The organism is Nocardia implantans, assembly GCF_035544775.1.
Lineage (GTDB): Bacteria > Actinomycetota > Actinomycetes > Mycobacteriales > Mycobacteriaceae > Nocardia > Nocardia implantans.
This window is the reverse complement of the sequence record NZ_JAYKYQ010000001.1, coordinates 759,454-775,610: the sequence shown is the minus strand read 5'-3', so window position 1 is coordinate 775,610 and position 16,157 is coordinate 759,454. Positions and strand designations below refer to the sequence as shown.

The following is a 16,157-nucleotide window of genomic DNA, read 5'->3' as shown; positions in this document are numbered from 1 at the left end:
CGTGACGCCGGTCACCGCAGGCCGCTTGCCGGATCGGTCCGGAAACGCCGGCTCGGGGGGCCAGCGCGCGGGTGTCGGTCCGCGCGGAGCACTATGGCACGGTGCGCGCGATTGATCTGAACGGTGCCGGCGGTCCCGAGGTCATGGTCTTGTCCGAGGTGCCGGAACCGAAACCGGGACACGGGGAAGTGCTCATCGAGGTGGCCGCCGCGGGCGTCAACCGGGCCGACCTGTTGCAACGTCAGGGTTTCTATCCGCCCCCGCCGGGCGCCAGCCCGCTGCTCGGCCTGGAATGCTCCGGCGTGATCGCCGGAATCGGCGACGGAGTACGCGACTGGGCGGTCGGCGACCGCGTATGCGCGCTGCTGTCCGGCGGCGGCTATGCCGAGCGGGTCGTAGTGCCCGCCACCCAGGTGCTTCCGGTCCCGGACGGTCTCGATATCGGGGCCGCTGCCGGGCTGCCGGAGGTGGCGGCCACCGTGTGGTCGAACTTGGTGATGACGGCGGGTCTGCGGGCCGGTCAGCTGGTGCTGATCCACGGCGGCGGCAGCGGGATCGGCACGCATGCCATCCAGGTCGCCAAAACCATCGGCGCGCGCGTCGCGGTGACCGCTGGATCGGCAGAGAAGCTGGCGCGCTGCGCGGAGCTCGGGGCGGACGTGCTGATCAACTACAAGCAGGACGACTTCGTCGCCGCCGTGCGCGCCGAGCGCTCGGGCGCGGACGTCATCCTCGACAACATGGGCGCGGCCTACCTGGGACGCAACGTCGACGCGCTGGCCGAGCACGGCCACCTCGTGGTGATCGGCATGCAGGGCGGGGTGACCGCCGAACTGAACCTGGGCGTGCTGCTGCGCAAATGGGGCACGGTCCACGCGACCAACGTGCGCGCGCGGCCCGCGACCGGCCCGGGCAGCAAAGCCGAGATCGTGGCCGAGGTGCGCAAGCAGCTGTGGCCGTTGATCGCCGACGGCACGGTGGCGCCCGTCATCGCGGCCGAAGTGCCGATCGAAGAGGCCGCCGAAGCACACCGGCTGCTGGATTCCGGCGAGGTGTTCGGCAAGGTGGTGCTGCGAGTGGCCGACCTGTGAGCGGCGCTCACTCCAGCGCCAGCAGCGCCCTGCCGAGCTGATCGATCTCGAACTTGGTGGTGTAGGGCGCGAGGCCGATGGTCACCGCGCCGCCCTCGTCGTTGACGCCGAGCGCGTCCAGCAGCCTGCTGCCGCCGTGCACGCCGCTCACCGTGCCGATCCGGTTGTCGGCGAGCTTCGCCGCGACCTTCTCCGCCTGCATGCCAGCGAGGGTGAAGCTGACCGTGGGAATGCGGGTGGACGCACGGCCGATCACGGTGAGACTGGGGATCGAGTCGAGCACGCTCATCAAGTGCTCGAACAGCTGGTCGTGGTAGTCCTGCAACGAGGTGATCGACATCTCCAGCCGCTCGCGCCGGGTGCCGTGCGCCCGCTCGTCCAGCCCGGCCAGGAAGTCGATCGAGGTGGTCAGGCCGGCGAGCAACGCGTACTGGTGCCCGCCGACCTCGAGCCGCTCGGCGCCCTTGGCGTAGGGGTTGAGCGACATGGACGGGATCCGGTCCAGGAACGCGGGGTCGCGGAAGACCAGCGCGCCGATCTGCGGACCGCCCCATGCCGGGGCGCTCAGCGCGACGACGTCGGCGTTCAGTTCCTCGATGTCGATCAGCGCGTAGGGCGCGGCGCCGAACGCGTCCGCCACCAGCAGGCCGCCCACCTCGTGCACCCGGTCCGCGGCCACTCGCACCGCGGGCGCCGAGCCGACGATGGGCGAGGCCGCGGTGAGCGCGACCAGGCGCGCCGTCGGTCCGATCAGCTCTTCGAACTGCCAGGACGGCATCTCGCAGGTCTCGATCTCCACCTCCGCCCAGCGCACGTGCGCGCCGTAGCGGTTGGCGATGCGCAGCCACGGCGCGACGTTGGCCTCGTCGTCCAGCCGGGAGAGCACGATGCCGGTGCCGAGGCCGAGACGGGAACTCAGGGATTCGGCGAGCCAGGCCAGCAGCACCGCGCGGTCGGGGCCGAGCACGACACCCGCCGGGTCGCCGCCGACCAGGTCCGCCACGGCTTCGCGAGCCGCGTCCAGAATCGCCGCGCTGCGCACGGCCGCGGCGGTTCGGCCGATATGGGAGAAAGAAGAGGTTCGAAAACCCGTGGAAACCGCTCGGGATACCGCGTCCGGGACCAGCATCCCCGCTTGCGGGTCGAGATGGATCCAGCCGTCGCCCAGGGACGGTATCAGGCCCCGAACCCGCGCGACGTCGTAAGTCATGCTGGCCACTCTAAGGGCAGCGGGCGAGCCTGTGTAACCGCGTTCCCCTCCACATCGTGGCGAGAGCACAGCGACCTGGGACTCAGCATGGCGACCGACTTTCGACAAATCCGAACCACACGACCCGAACAGAATAGAACGCCGGCTCGCACGGCGGTGCGTACCGGCGACACGCGCCGCACCCTGCCCGGTGCGCCCGCCCGCGGAGCACCGGCTTAGCGCGTTCCGAGCGAACACGACATGATAGGGACCATGACGCACTCGGACGAGGCACCGGACCACATCGTCGTTGTCGGACCCGACGGCAGGCCGTTGGCCATCCCCGCCGCTGCCGGATCGGAGGCGCCCTTCACCGCGCAGGTGGTGACCGACGATAACAAGGACAAGAAGGACGACCGGGACGACGCCGGCGAGTCGCTCGCCGACATGGTCGAGCAGCCCGCGAAGGTCATGCGGATCGGCACCATGATCAAGCAGCTGCTCGAGGAAGTGCGCGCCGCTCCGCTGGACGAGGCCAGCCGCAATCGCCTCAAGGAGATCCACACGTCCTCGGTGCGTGAGCTGGAGCAGGGCCTGGCCCCCGAACTGCGCGACGAGCTCGAGCGGCTCACCCTGCCGTTCACCGACGACGCCGTACCGTCCGACGCCGAGCTGCGGATCGCGCAGGCCCAGCTGGTCGGCTGGCTGGAGGGCCTGTTCCACGGCATCCAGACCGCGCTGTTCGCCCAGCAGATGGCCGCCCGCGCGCAGCTCGAGCAGATGCGTCAGGGCGCGCTGCCGCCCGGACTCAATGCCGCCGACCCGCGCGGCGGCCAAGCCGGTCACGTCACCGGCGGTTCCGGCCAGTACCTGTGAGACCGGCGACGCGCGTGTGCCACACGTGGGCGGGAAGCCGCCGGGGTAGTCTCGTGCACCGTGCCCGCCGCTGCCGCTCGCTCCGACTCGGTCTCCGAACCGGGTGCGGTGCGTCCTGAAGAGAGCTCAGTTGGTTCCGATGACCAAGCGCGTTCAGATGACAGCTCGCCGACCCCATCGGGCGAGCACACGGGTCCGTCCGGCGACGACGCACCGGAGGCCGCGGTGAGCGCGGCCGCACCGGAGACGCAGACCCTGCACGCCGGTGCCACCGAGGCGAAGATCGTGCCCGACTCGCAGACGTTCCGGCGCGCGTTCCAGGACTTCGCAGGCGGCTTCGCCCAGCGGGAGTTGTGGCTGTCGCTCGGCTGGCAGGACATCAAGCAGCGCTACCGCCGCTCGGTGCTGGGGCCGTTCTGGATCACCATCGCCACCGGCTTGCAGGCCGTCGCGATGGGTGTGCTGTACGCGGCGCTGCTCGGCCAGCCGCTGCGCGAGTACCTGCCGTACGTGACGGTCGGGCTGATCATCTGGAATGTGATCAGCGCGAGCATCCTGGAGGGTTCGGAGGTCTTCATCGCCAACGAGGGCCTGATCAAGCAGCTTCCCTCGGCGCTGAGCGTGCACGTCTACCGGTTGGTGTGGCGGCAACTGCTGTTCTTCGCCCACAACATGGTCATCTACCTGGTGATGCTCGCCGCGTTCGGGGTGTGGCGCCATCTCGGGGTGGCCAGCCTCATGGCGATTCCGGCGATCGCGCTGATCTTCCTGAATTCGATGTGGGTGTCGATCGTGTTCGGCATCTTCAGCACGCGTTACCGCGACATCGCGCCGATTCTCGGCAGCACAACACTCATGCTGTTCGTGCTGACCCCGGTCATGTGGACGACCAAGACGCTGCAATCGCAGATGGGCAACGGCGACCGCGCGAAGCTGGCCGAACTCGTGCCGACGTTCCACTATCTCGAAATCGTCCGGGCGCCCCTGCTCGGCGAACCGCAGGAACCGCGGCACTGGGTGGTGGTCGGCGTGATCACCCTGCTGGGCTGGATCGTGGCGATCCTCGCCATGAAGCAGTTCCGTTCGCGCGTACCGTACTGGGTATAGGAGCGCCCCGATGAGTCGTGTGAGTATCGAGACCCAGGAGGCCTGGGTCGAATTCCCGATCTTCGACGCCAAATCGCGGTCGTTGAAAAAGGCGTTCCTCGGCAAGGCGGGCGGCGCGATCGGACGCAACAAATCCGACGTCGTCGTGGTCGAGGCCCTGCGGGACATCAACCTGTCGCTGAAAGAGGGCGACCGGGTCGGCTTGGTCGGGCACAACGGCGCGGGCAAATCGACGCTGCTGCGCCTGCTTTCGGGGATCTACGAGCCCTCGCGCGGCAGCGCGCGCATCCGCGGACGGGTGGCGCCGGTGTTCGACCTCGGCGTCGGCATGGATCCGGAGATCTCCGGGTACGAGAACATCATCATCCGGGGGCTGTTCCTCGGGCAGACTCGCAAGCAGATGCTGTCGAAGATCGATGAGATCGCGGATTTCACCGAGCTCGGCGAATACCTGTCCATGCCGCTGCGCACCTATTCCACCGGTATGCGGGTGCGTCTCGCGATGGGCGTGGTCACTTCGATCGATCCGGAGATCCTGCTGCTCGACGAGGGCATCGGTGCGGTCGACGCGGAATTCATGAAGAAGGCCCGCAAGCGGTTGCAGTCGCTGGTGGCGCGTTCGGGCATCCTGGTCTTCGCCAGCCATTCCAACGAATTCCTTGCGCAACTGTGCGATACGGCGCTGTGGATCGACCACGGCCAGATCCGGTTGCGTGGCGGCATCGAAGAAGTGGTGCGAGCCTATGAGGGGCCGGAGGCGGGGAATCACGTCGCGACCGTGCTGCGCGAGATGGAAGCCGAACGGGCCGAGAAGTCGGACGACCGAGAATTGGAGCGGAACCAGGCATGAGCGGTCAGGCCCGGAGGCGGCAGCGAAGCGTAACCACGCAGGGCCCCGCTCATGCGACAAACCGACACAGCATGAGCGGTCAGGCCCGGAGGCGGCAACGCAGCGTAACCACGCAGCGCCCCGCTCATGCGACAAACCGACACAGCATGAGCGGTCAGGCCCGGAGGCGGCAGCGAAGCGTAACCACGCAGCGCCCCGCTCATGCGACAAACCGACACAGCATGAGCGGTCAGGCCCGGAGGCGGCAACGCAGCGTAACCACGCAGCGCCCCGCTCATGCCGGAAAGGCCGCAGCATGAGTGAGCCGACCGGGCAGGACACCCCGATCGACGAAGGGGCGCAGGCCCGGATCGGCTCCGTGCCGGAGGATGTCGTCGAACTCGCCGCGAAGTCCGTAGCGGCGGAGCCGAACGCACAGCAGCGCATCGTGGCCGTCGTGGTCACGCACAAGCGCCGCGAACTGCTCGCCGAGTCGCTGAAGGTCGTCACCTCGCAGACCCGGCCGGTGGATCACCTGATCGTGGTGGACAACGGCAACGAATCCGAGGTCGCCGATCTGGTGCGCGACCAACCGGTGGAGTCCACCTACCTGGGCTCGGCGCACAATCTCGGCGGCGCGGGCGGGTTCGCGCTCGGCATGCTGCACGCGTTGAGCATCGGCGCGGACTGGGTGTGGCTGGCCGACGACGACGGCAGACCCGAAGGCCCCGACGTGTTGTCCACGCTGCTGGACTGCGCGAGCCGGCACGGTTTGGTCGAGGTCTCACCGGTGGTCTGCGATATCGACGAGCCCGACCGTCTCGCCTTCCCGCTGCGCCGCGGCGTGGTCTGGCGCAGGCTGCGCTCGGAACTCGGCGACGACGATTTCCTCCCCGGCATCGCCTCGCTGTTCAATGGCGCGCTGATCTCCGCGCAGGCGGTGGACGTGATCGGCGTGCCCGACCTGCGCCTGTTCGTGCGCGGTGACGAGGTGGAGGTGCATCGCAGGCTGGTGCGCTCGGGGCTGCCGTTCGGCACCTGCCTGCAGACGGCGTATCTGCATCCCAACGGCGCCGCCGAGTTCAAGCCGATTCTCGGCGGGCGGATGCACACGCAATACCCCGACGATCCGGTGAAGCGCTATTTCACCTACCGCAATCGCGGCTACCTGATGTCTCAGCCCGGTATGCGAAAGCTGCTGCCGCAGGAGTGGATTCGCTTTTCCTGGTTCTTCCTCGTCACCCGCCGCGACCCGGCGGGCCTGCGCGAATGGTTCCACCTGCGCTCCCTCGGCCGGCACGAGCAGTTCGGCAAACCGGACTGAGGCCGGGTAGCGCATCGGCTCGATGCGCGAGGCCCGAAATTCGGTTGCGAGCGGCGGGGGGCGGATGCGAAGGTGATGGGGACTGCGAGAGAGGTAAGGAGGTGTGGACCGTGACGAGGAACGTTCGGGTTGCCGTGCTCAGGCGCGCTGACGTCCGTCATGCCGCCACACGAAACTCCCCCTCATTCTCCGCTCGCTGAACCCTCCGTCGGGTTCGGCGCCCGACGAAGGATTCCTTCCATCATGGTCGACCACGACCTTCTCGTCCCTTACGGCTGGACCGAAGCCGTTGCCTCGCACTACGCCTCGATGATCGAGGAAGACTGTGTGCCCGCGCGTGTGATCCGGATGGATCGCAGTGAATGCGACGTCGCCACGCCGAACGGGCTCGCCCGCGCCCGTTGCCCGCGCCCCGATTCCGAGGTCGGCGGGCTGTGCACCGGCGACTGGGTGACCATCGATGCCGGCTCCGCGGTGCGCCGGTTGCTGCCGCGCCGGTCAGCGATCACGCGGTCCTCCGCATCCGGCCGATCGCATGGCCAAGTGCTCGCCGCCAATGTCGACACCGTGCTGATCTGCACCGCCGCCGACGGCGACGTGGATCTCGGCCGCATCGAACGCATGCTCGCGCTCGTCTGGGAGAGCAACGCCCAGCCGATCGTGCTGCTCACCAAGGCCGACGCGGCCGAAGACCTTCCGCTCGCCCAGGTCCGCGCCGCGGCACCTGGCGCAGCCGTGCTCGAGGTGAGCGCGAGCACCGGCCTCGGGCTCGACGTGCTCACGGCGCTGCTCGACGGCACCGTCGCGCTGCTCGGACCCTCCGGCGCTGGGAAGTCCACCCTCGCCAACGCGCTGCTCGGCGCGGAGGTCTTCGCCACCAACGCGGTCCGCGACACCGACAAGAAAGGCAGGCACACCACGGTGCACCGGGAGCTGCGCCCGCTGCCCGGCGGCGGCACCCTGATCGACACCCCCGGGCTGCGCGGCATCGGACTGTGGGACGCGGGCGAAGGCATCGAGAAGACCTTCAGCGACATCGAAACCCTTGCCGCGCAGTGCCGTTTCGGCGACTGCGCTCACCACGGCGAACCGGGGTGCGCCGTGCGGGAGGCGATCGACAACGGCGAACTCACCCAGCGCAGGCTCGACAGCTACGACAAGCTGGCGCGGGAGAACGAGTGGATGCTGGCGCGCACCGACAAGCGGCTGCGAGCCGAACGCGAGCGAGCCTGGCGGGACATCACCAAGCACCACCGCAAGATGTTCCGGGAACGGAACTCGCGACGCTGATCGAGCGGGGGCACGGTAGGGTGCCCCTCGCATCGTTCGCTATCTGGGAGGGATAGATGAGTCAGCCCGGCGGGTACCCGCCACCCGGTCAGCAGCCCGGCCAATGGCCCGGACAGCCGACATTCGGTCAGCAGCCGCCAGTCGGCCAGTACCCGCCGCCGCAGGCGCCCGCGCAGTACGCGCCGCCCGCGGGGCAGCATCCGAGTCAACCGCACCTCGCCCAACCGCAGCCGGGCCAGCCGCCGTACGGGCAGCCTGCGCCCCAATTCGGCCAGCCGGCACCGCAGTACGGGCAGCCGCAGCCCTACGGGCAGCCGCCGTATGGCCAGCCGCAACCGTACGGTCAGCCGCAACCGTACGGTCCGCAGGGCTACGGCGCGCCCGCCGATCCGCCTGGCATCACCATCGATGCCTCGTATTCGCTCTGGACGTTCATGCTCGCGCTGACCAAGCCGAAGATCTTGGTCAACGGGCAGCGGGTGCCCAACACCCGCTGGGGCGCGAACCACATTCCGGTCGGCCCCGGCCAGTACCACGTCCGGGTCACCACCCCCTGGTTGTTCGACATGGGTCCGGCCAACGTGACCGTGCCGATCGCCGAGGGGCAGGCCACCCGGTTCTACTACAAGGCGCCGGTGGTGATCTTCCTCAACGGCGCGATCGGGCCGGTTCCGCAGAAGGCGCCGGGCATGCTGTTCCTGTACATCGTGTGGGCCCTGGTCGGCCTGATGTTCCTGCTGAACATCGTGCTGATCGCCGCGACGGCCTGAACCGAGAGAGGGCACCGGCGCGCCGGTGCCCTCTCTTCGCAGTCGCTATGCAACTGGTTGCATAGCGAGCGGGTTTACGCTTAGTCTGCAAGCGCGTACAGCCGCGGGCTGCTGCCTGCGGCGGAAACGAAGGAGCAGGTCAGATGACGGAACCGGGATCCAAGCCGCTAGCCGGTCGGACGATGATCATGTCCGGCGGCAGTCGCGGCATCGGGCTGGAGATCGCCAAGCGGGCCGCGGCCGACGGCGCGAACATCACCTTGATCGCGAAGACCTATCAGCCGCATCCCAAGCTGCCCGGCACCATCCACACCGCCGCCGCGGAACTCGAGGCGGCCGGCGGGCAGGTACTGCCGTTCGTGGGCGACGTCCGCGTCGACGAGTCGGTGGCCGAGGCGGTGCGCCGGACGGTCGAGCGGTTCGGCGGCATCGACATCGTGGTGAACAACGCCTCCGCGATCGACCTGTCCCCCACCGACGCGCTGCCGATGAAGAAGTACGACCTGATGCAGGACATCAACTGCAGGGGGAGCTTCCTGCTGTCCAAACTGAGCATCCCGCATCTGCGCGAATCGGCGAAGGCCGGGCGCAACCCGCACATCCTGACGCTGTCCCCGCCGCTCAACCTGGACCCCAAGTGGGCGGGCATGGCGCTGGGCTACACCATCGCCAAGTACGGCATGTCGCTGACCACGCTGGGGCTGGCCGAGGAACTCAAGGGCGACGGCATCGGCGTCAACTCGCTGTGGCCGCGCACCACGATCGCCACCGCGGCGGTGAAGAACCTGCTCGGCGGCGATGAGATGATCTCCACCTCCCGCACCCCCGACATCTACGCCGACGCCGCCTACCTGGTGCTGACCTCGCCCGGCAAGGAGACCAGCGGCAACTTCTTCATCGACGACGAGGTCCTGGCCGCGCACGGCATCACCGACCTGGACAAGTACCGCGTCACCCCCGGCGACGGCGAATTGACCACCGACCTCTTTCTCTGACGCGCGCAAGATACGGGCATGCCCCCGGAACCGGTCAACGCGGTTTCGGGGGCACTCGGATCAGGCGCGCGGAGCGCCGGACTTCTCGATCCCGTACAACCGCTCCCAGTTCTCGCGGCTGGTCAGCTCGGGCATGGCGGCGCGGTACTGCGCCTGCAGGGCGGGCAGCTCCCGGCGCAAGCGCCGCAGCACACGCACCATGCGACGCAGCAATCGCAGCGCGCGGGCCTTGTCGCGCTGACGCACACGGACGCCGGATTGCGAGGCGTCGGTGACCACCACGTGGTCGAACAGCGAGACATGCCACCAGTAGGCGTCTTCCCTGGTGACGCCGATGATGCCGTGCTGGGTGCGGCCGAGCCACTGATTGATCGCGCGCTTGATCAAGACCAATTTCGCGCGACTGGGTTCGCCACCGGCACGGCGCAGCTGGATGTCCGCCGAGCGGACCGGCGGGGTCGCGGCCGGATGCTTGATCGTCTCCGGGTAGTCCGCCCGGCTGCTGCGCGCGGCGGCCAGCGCTTCGATCCCGCCGTCGTGCAGCACCTTCGGGCCTTTCAAGAAGTCTTCGATGCCTTGCAGCGTGGTGTGCACCAGGCCGTATTGCATCGCGACCAACTGCTCGGCCATCTCACGGAACAGCCTGCCCGCGATGTCCTTACCGTCCAGCTCGGTGTGCAGCGAGCCGACGATCAGCGAGTTGCGGGTGCTGAAGTAGCGCGCCCAGTCGTCGTAGTCCTTCCAGTAGAAGTCCGCGTGCCAGACCGCGGCGTTGGGCAGCGTAACGGTGACGAAACCGTGCTCGCGCGCCCGGATGCCGTATTCCACGTCGTCCCACTGGAAGAAGATCGGGATCGGCAGGCCGATCTTCGCGACCACCTCGGCCGGGATGAGGCAGGTCCACCAGGCGTTGTAGCCGGCGTCGACGCGGCGCTCCTGGTTCTTCTTCAGCATGCTGGTGTTGCGCAGCGCCTTGGGCACCTTCTGGCCGTGCCGCAGCCGGTTCAGGTGCACCTCCTCGGCGCCTACGTTGAGGTAATCGGGGTTGAGCAGGAACAACATCTGCGCGCCGACCAGAGTTGGCTCGACCGTCAGGTTGGCGAACGCGTTCAGGCGCAGCACCGTCTCCGGTTCGCACAGGATGTCGTCGTCCATCAGGATGACGTCGGCGTGCTCGTTGACCGCCGACACCTCGTAGAGCCCACGGGTGAAGCCGCCCGCGCCGCCGAGGTTCGGCTGACGCAGGTAGCGCAGCTTCTCGCCGAAGACCGGCGCGACCTCCTGGTAGCGCGGCCGGTTCTCCACCAGATCGGTGCCCTGATCGACGACGTACACCGCATCGATGGCGGCCAGCACGGTCGGATCGGAGGACAGCGCCGCGACCGTCTCGGCGCAGTCGGCGGCCCGGTTGAAGGTGCAGATCGCGATGGCGACCGGGCGGACGCGTTCCGGCGCGACGGCGCTCCAGGCCAGCTCCGCGATGCCGAGCGCGCCGCCGACGGCGTCGAACTCCAGCCACAGCGCGCCGCCGTCGACGTATTGGTCGAGCGGGGCGGTCAGGGTGACCGAACCGCTCGCGGCGACCCGCTGGGTGTCGATGATCCTGCGGTGACCCGCGATGTCGGAGGCCACCAGGCGGATGTTCGCCTTGGCGGCGACGTCGAGCACCATGGTGACCCGCACCTCGGTGACCGTGGTCCAACGCTGCCAGTAGCTGGCGGCGAACCGGCCGAAGTAGGTGTTTGTGTGCGCGCTCGCGCCCTTGTCCAAGCGCAGGGTCTGGCGGTCGCGGTGCGCGCCACCCTTCACGACGGCGTACAACTCGTCGCTCACCTTCGCCGAAGGACCGGTGAAGATACCGCGCTGGAGCACGAGCCGGTCCGGCGCCCGATGGTCGGCGCGCAGCGCGGCAGGCGCCTCAGCGGCCGTCGAGCGATCGTTTGTTTCGGTAACGGCCTCGATAGCCGACTGATCCATGAAATCCTCGAAATTCTCATTGTGCCGGACGGGACAGACACGCCCCTCGATGCCTTCACGGCGGGGGTGAGGATATCAACCGCCCTGTGCGGTTGCCCGCCGTACAGCCACGCCGACGTGTGCACGAAGCATTGCTAAACGTTCGCCGATTCGTTGTCGGTGGCGCCGCCATCGCCCGCGCGCGCTCCGGTGAAGACGAACTTGTCGTAGGCCCAGTACCGGAAAATCACGGCCACGATCTGCCCGATCAACGTACCGGAGATGTTGTCCGACAGCGGGCTCGACAGGTCGAGCACGTAGCGGGAGAAGCCGAGACAACCGAGTTGCAGGCCGATCGCGATCACGTTGAACACGGCGTACAACAGGTACTCGCGCCCGGGGTTGTCGGTCTGTTTGTGCGCGAAGGTCCACCATTTGTTGCCGAAATAGGTCACCACCGTCGCCACCGCGATCGCGATGATCTTGGCAGGCAGTGGGTAGTGATAGAGCACGCCCTCGCCACCCCAGAAGACCAGGAGGTTGTACGTGCCCGCGTCGACCAGGAAGCCGACGGCGCCGACCACCAGGAAAGCCCCGCCTCGGCGCAGCGCGCTCAGCACCTTGCCGACGACCGCTCCGGTCTCCTGCGTCACTGGCTCGCCCGCTGGCGCGGTGGACTCACTGGATGGCACGGCCCGACGGTACCGCAGGAACACCCGAGCCCCCGCGCGGGGAAATTCCGCTCCCGCGGACGGTGAGGTCGGCCACGCGCAAGCTGTGAGTTCCCTGTACCCTCCCCGTGTTCCCACATTCACCGATCGCGAGGATTGACCCGGGTGGACTCCACCGAGCTCCGTATTGCCGCCGTGGTTCCGTGTCACAACGAAGAGGCCTCGGTCGCCAAGGTCGTGGCCGATCTGCAGGCCGCCGTGCCGGGAATCGTCGTCTACGTCTACGACAATCTGAGCACGGACAAGACCGCCGAGCGCGCCCGGGAGGCCGGAGCGATCGTGCGGTACGAGAACACCAAGGGCAAGGGCAATGTGGTGCGCCGCGCCTTCGCCGACATCGAGGCCGACGTGTACTTGATGATCGACGGCGACGACACCTACGAGGCGTCCGCCGCGCCGATGATGATCAAGACGCTGCTCGACGGCCCCTACGACCATGTGCTCGGCGTGCGCAAGCAGGACGAGGGCGCCTCGGCCTACCGCGCTGGGCACGAGACCGGCAACAAGGTGCTCAACGGCGTGGTCGGGAAGGTGTTCGGCGAGAACGTCGAGGACATGCTCTCCGGCTTCCGGGTGTTCTCCCGCCGCTTCGTGAAGAGCTTCCCCGCGGTGTCCCGCGAATTCGAGATCGAGACCGAGCTCACGGTGCATTCCCTGCACCTACGGGTGCCGCAGACCGCGGTGCCGGTCGGCTTCCGCGACCGTCCCGCTGGCAGCGAGAGCAAGCTGCGCACCTATCACGACGGCTTCAAGATCCTCGCCTTGATCATCGGACTGGCCCGCCACGAGCGGCCGGTCGCGTTCTACGGCCTGTTCGGCACGCTGAGCTGGCTGGTCTCGATCATCCTGACCATCCCGATCATCGTGGAGTTCTACAACAGCCACACGGTGCCGCGGTTCCCGACGCTGTTCCTCGGCTTCACCTTGCTGCTGCTGGGCAGCCTCGCCTGGACCGCGGGCCTGATCCTCGACGGCATCCGGCGCTCCAGGCACGAGGCCGCGCGCCTGGTCTACCTGCGCTACCACGCGGTGGGTGCGGAGGACCCGCACGGCAACGGCGGAGCCGAACGGTGACGACCTCGGCGGATCGAACCGCCACGCCGGAAGAGAATCCGGTCGAGCCATCGGACACCGCACCGCTACCCGCGACCGACACCGCACCGCTTCCCGCGTTGGACGCCGAAGAGGCGGCCAACGGCTCGGACCGGTCCGCGAAAGGCCGGGCGGCGCGCGTGGTGACGCGCTTGGGCGCGGCGACGATCGCCTTCACGCTGCTCGCGACCATCTTCGGCGCGCTGTTCACCGTTCTGGCCCCGCCGTTCTGGGGACATGACGAGATCACCCAGTTCGGTCGCGCCTACCAGGTCGCCCACGGCGGATTCCTGCCGCAGCGGATCCACGACGATCGCGGCATCGCCTACGGCGGAGACGTCCCGGCCAGCATCACCGAGCTGATGGGCTACGCCCTGCGGGACTACACCACCAACCCCGAAGAGCCGGACCCCATGGTGGCCGACCCGGCGCGCTACGACCAATTGACCGGCGCCGCGGTCTCGGACGCCACCGAACCGGTGTGGTTCACCAACACCGCGGCGTACTCGCCGGTGCCCTACATCCCGGCCGCCATCGGCATCCGCCTCGGCGAGCTCTTCGGACTGAACGTGGGCGGCCTGCTGCTGCTCACCCGGTTCGCCGGGCTGGCGGCCTACCTCGCCGTGGTCGGATTCGGCCTGTACGCCTTGCGCGCGCACCGGGTGCAGTGGCTGGCGTTCACCGTCGCCGTGCTGCCGATCGCGGTGTTCCAGGCGGGGACGGTCACCGCGGACACCATGACCAACGCACTGGCCATCCTGGTCTCGGCGCTGCTGGTGAAGGCCGTGTTCCTCGGCGAGCGCCTGAACCGGGCCGAGATCGGCGCGCTGCTGGGCGCGACGATCCTGCTGCCGGTGAGCAAGCCCACCTACGTGCTGCTCGCGCTGCTGGTCGCCCTGGTGCCCGCCGATCGGTTCGGGTTCAGCGGATGGCGGCGCTGGATTCCGTGGGTCTTCGCGGCGGCCGGAGCGCTGGCGTTCGCGGTGTGGATGAAGATCGCCGCGCCGACCGGCGACGGCATGGGCCTGATGCGGCCCCCGCACCAGTGGCATTCGGTGCGGCCGGGCGACCAGCTCAGCGGCATCCTGCGGGATCCGCCGGAGTTCGCGCACGTGTTCGGCGAGAGCATCGCCCTGCGCGACCAGCGCTGGTTCAGCCAGTTCTTCGGCGAACTCGGCTTCGCCTACGTCGACGTGCCCGCCCTGTCCATGCTGGCCTGCCTGCTGGCGTTCGCGGTGAGCATCGGCGTCGCGGAGCGGATGACCGCACCGGCTTTCCGCCGCACCCTGATCGTCGCGCTCACCATGGCCGCGAGCGTCGCGATGATCTACGTGACGCTCTACATGTCCTTCACGCCGGTCGGCTACTACATCATCGACGGCGTCCAGGGCCGCTACTTCGTTCCGCTGGCGATCGTCACGCTGGCGGTGCTGCTGCGCTGGCTGCCGTTGCGGCTGACCGACGCCACCGGAAAGACACCGTCGGTGGGCCCGGCCGTCACGGTGCTGGTGGCGACGACCGTGGCGCTGGTCGCGGCGGCGGCGAAGTACTACACCATCGTCTGGGGCTGAGCGGCGCGTCGCGCGGCTTCAGTCTCCCGTCGCGCTCAGCGTCCGCTCGCCCGCGTCGGCGTAGGCCCGCTCGGTAGCGGCTTTGTGCGGACGCCACCAGGATTCGTTGTCCCGGTACCACTGGATCGTCGCCGCGAGTCCGGCGCGGAAGTCCGCGTAACGGGGGCGCCAATCGAGTTCGGAACGCAGCAGCGTCGCGTCGATCGCGTAGCGCTGGTCGTGGCCGGGCCGGTCGGTCACGTGGTCGAAGTCCTCGGGGTCGCGGCCGAACTCCGCGAGGATCATCCGCACCACCGACTTGTTGTCGAGTTGACCGTCGGCGCCGATCAGGTAGGTCTGCCCGATCCGGCCCCGGTGCAGGATCTCCCATACGGCGCGATTGTGGTCGTGGACGTGGATCCAGTCGCGCACCTGATGTCCGGCCCCGTAGAGCCGGGGGCGCACCCCATCGATCAGATTGGTGATCTGGCGCGGGATGAATTTCTCCACGTGCTGGTAGGGGCCGTAATTGTTACTGCAGTTGGAGATGGTGGCGCGCACGCCGAACGAGCGGGTCCACGCGCGCACCAGCAGATCGCTCGATGCCTTGGTGGCCGAGTACGGGCTGGACGGGTTGTACGGGGTGGTCTCGGTGAAGGCCGGGTCGTCCGGGGCGAGGTCGCCGTACACCTCGTCGGTGGAGACATGGTGGTAGCGCACGTCGTGCCTGCGCACGGCCTGGAGCAGGGAGTAGGTGCCGACGATATTGGTCTGCACGAACGGCCACGGCTCGGCGAGGGAGTTGTCGTTGTGCGACTCCGCGGCGAAGTGCACCACCGCGTCGGCGCGGCCGACCAGGTCGTCCACCAGGCCGAGGTCGGCGATGTCGCCGTGCACGAACTCGATGCGGTCGGCCACCGGGTCGAGGGAGGCCCGGTTCCCGGCATAGGTCAGGGCGTCGAGGACGGTGACGGACGTATCCGGGTGGTCGGACACGGTCTGCTGGACGAAGTTCGCGCCGATGAAACCGGCGCCACCGGTGACGAGCAATCGCACCCCATGACTGTACGTGGGGCCACGCCGCCCGGGCGACGGACTCGAAACGCGGTGTCGTCTAACCGATCTCCATGGTTCCGATCTGTGACGTTCGTCTCATTGACTTCCCAGCGTTTGGAACTCCCGGATTTGTTCGCTATCGAAAAGGCCGGTCAGCACCCCTATTTCCGCGACCCCACCACGCCGTGGGTCACGACGGTGAACAAAATTTGAATAAACAGTCACAAAGGGTTCACCACGCGTTAGCTGCTCTAGATTTTGCTCGTCTAGTCCCCTCCGAACGCTTCAATAGAGGTTCCAA

At 68.3% G+C, this 16,157-nt stretch carries 14 protein-coding genes; 10 read left to right on the top strand and 4 right to left on the bottom strand.

From position 1 onward, the window contains the following. The first annotated feature begins 101 nt into the window (after positions 1-101). Positions 102-1,091 carry an NAD(P)H-quinone oxidoreductase gene (locus U3653_RS03420; RefSeq protein WP_195079734.1) on the top strand — a complete coding sequence of 330 codons (990 nt, stop codon included), beginning with the start codon at positions 102-104 and terminating at the stop codon, positions 1,089-1,091. A gap of 7 nt (positions 1,092-1,098) precedes the next feature. On the opposite strand, the gene U3653_RS03415 is transcribed toward U3653_RS03420, so the two are convergent. Beyond that, complete coding sequence (locus U3653_RS03415; RefSeq protein ID WP_195079733.1) at positions 1,099-2,301, bottom strand: cysteine desulfurase-like protein; 1,203 nt, start codon at positions 2,299-2,301, stop codon at positions 1,099-1,101. A gap of 252 nt (positions 2,302-2,553) precedes the next feature. Between U3653_RS03415 and U3653_RS03410 the strand changes: the two genes are divergently transcribed. From U3653_RS03410 to U3653_RS03380, 7 genes are all read left to right on the top strand, one after another. Continuing rightward, positions 2,554-3,156, top strand: a complete 603-nt coding sequence (locus tag U3653_RS03410; RefSeq protein WP_195079732.1) for a bacterial proteasome activator family protein — start codon at positions 2,554-2,556, stop codon at positions 3,154-3,156. Positions 3,157-3,381: 225 nt separating this feature from the next. Next, complete coding sequence (wzm, locus tag U3653_RS03405; protein WP_195079731.1) at positions 3,382-4,263, top strand: galactan export ABC transporter permease subunit Wzm/RfbD; 882 nt, start codon at positions 3,382-3,384, stop codon at positions 4,261-4,263. 10 nt (positions 4,264-4,273) lie between these two features. Next, entirely contained in the window at positions 4,274-5,113 is an 840-nt protein-coding gene (wzt, locus tag U3653_RS03400; RefSeq protein ID WP_195079730.1) for a galactan export ABC transporter ATP-binding subunit Wzt/RfbE, read from the top strand. Positions 5,114-5,408: 295 nt separating this feature from the next. Next, a complete protein-coding gene (glfT1, locus tag U3653_RS03395) occupies positions 5,409-6,416 on the top strand; it encodes a galactofuranosyltransferase GlfT1 (protein ID WP_323124459.1) in 1,008 nt (335 codons plus the stop codon). Between the two features lie 243 nt (positions 6,417-6,659). Next, a complete protein-coding gene (rsgA, locus tag U3653_RS03390; RefSeq protein ID WP_195079729.1) occupies positions 6,660-7,706 on the top strand; it encodes a ribosome small subunit-dependent GTPase A in 1,047 nt (348 codons plus the stop codon). A 56-nt stretch (positions 7,707-7,762) separates the two neighbouring features. Then, complete coding sequence (locus U3653_RS03385; RefSeq protein WP_323124458.1) at positions 7,763-8,476, top strand: hypothetical protein; 714 nt, start codon at positions 7,763-7,765, stop codon at positions 8,474-8,476. A 143-nt stretch (positions 8,477-8,619) separates the two neighbouring features. Continuing rightward, positions 8,620-9,471: an SDR family oxidoreductase gene (locus U3653_RS03380; protein ID WP_195079728.1), complete on the top strand. Its 852-nt coding sequence runs from the start codon at positions 8,620-8,622 to the stop codon at positions 9,469-9,471. 60 nt (positions 9,472-9,531) lie between these two features. On the opposite strand, the gene U3653_RS03375 is transcribed toward U3653_RS03380, so the two are convergent. Together U3653_RS03375 and U3653_RS03370 are read right to left on the bottom strand one after the other, a co-directional pair. After that, a complete protein-coding gene (locus U3653_RS03375) occupies positions 9,532-11,448 on the bottom strand; it encodes a glycosyltransferase (protein WP_195079727.1) in 1,917 nt (638 codons plus the stop codon). Between the two features lie 134 nt (positions 11,449-11,582). Next, positions 11,583-12,119, bottom strand: coding sequence for a GtrA family protein (locus U3653_RS03370; protein WP_195079726.1), 537 nt, complete (start codon positions 12,117-12,119; stop codon positions 11,583-11,585). Positions 12,120-12,263: 144 nt separating this feature from the next. On the opposite strand from U3653_RS03370, the gene U3653_RS03365 reads away from it, so the two are divergent. Together U3653_RS03365 and U3653_RS03360 are read left to right on the top strand one after the other, a co-directional pair. Further along, entirely contained in the window at positions 12,264-13,232 is a 969-nt protein-coding gene (locus tag U3653_RS03365) for a glycosyltransferase (protein WP_195079725.1), read from the top strand. Beyond that, positions 13,229-14,821, top strand: a complete 1,593-nt coding sequence (locus U3653_RS03360) for a DUF2142 domain-containing protein (RefSeq protein WP_195079724.1) — start codon at positions 13,229-13,231, stop codon at positions 14,819-14,821. The genes U3653_RS03365 and U3653_RS03360 overlap by 4 nt, the downstream gene beginning before the upstream one ends. Positions 14,822-14,839: 18 nt before the next feature. On the opposite strand, the gene rfbB is transcribed toward U3653_RS03360, so the two are convergent. Next, the gene (rfbB, locus tag U3653_RS03355; RefSeq protein WP_195079723.1) at positions 14,840-15,856 is read right to left on the bottom strand and encodes a dTDP-glucose 4,6-dehydratase; all 1,017 of its coding nucleotides are present in this window, start codon (positions 15,854-15,856) and stop codon (positions 14,840-14,842) included. Positions 15,857-16,157: the final 301 nt, after the last annotated feature.

Bases quoted from the DNA above. Each gene is read 5' to 3' on its own strand.
- wzt (WP_195079730.1), top strand. From the start codon at position 4,274: ATGAGTCGTGTGAGTATCGAGACCCAGGAGGCCTGGGTCGAATTCCCG.
- rsgA (WP_195079729.1), top strand. From the start codon at position 6,660: ATGGTCGACCACGACCTTCTCGTCCCTTACGGCTGGACCGAAGCCGTT.
- U3653_RS03380 (WP_195079728.1), top strand. From the start codon at position 8,620: ATGACGGAACCGGGATCCAAGCCGCTAGCCGGTCGGACGATGATCATG.
- U3653_RS03375 (WP_195079727.1), bottom strand. From the start codon at position 11,448: ATGGATCAGTCGGCTATCGAGGCCGTTACCGAAACAAACGATCGCTCG.
- U3653_RS03415 (WP_195079733.1), bottom strand. From the start codon at position 2,301: ATGACTTACGACGTCGCGCGGGTTCGGGGCCTGATACCGTCCCTGGGC.
- U3653_RS03385 (WP_323124458.1), top strand. From the start codon at position 7,763: ATGAGTCAGCCCGGCGGGTACCCGCCACCCGGTCAGCAGCCCGGCCAA.
- glfT1 (WP_323124459.1), top strand. From the start codon at position 5,409: ATGAGTGAGCCGACCGGGCAGGACACCCCGATCGACGAAGGGGCGCAG.
- U3653_RS03410 (WP_195079732.1), top strand. From the start codon at position 2,554: ATGACGCACTCGGACGAGGCACCGGACCACATCGTCGTTGTCGGACCC.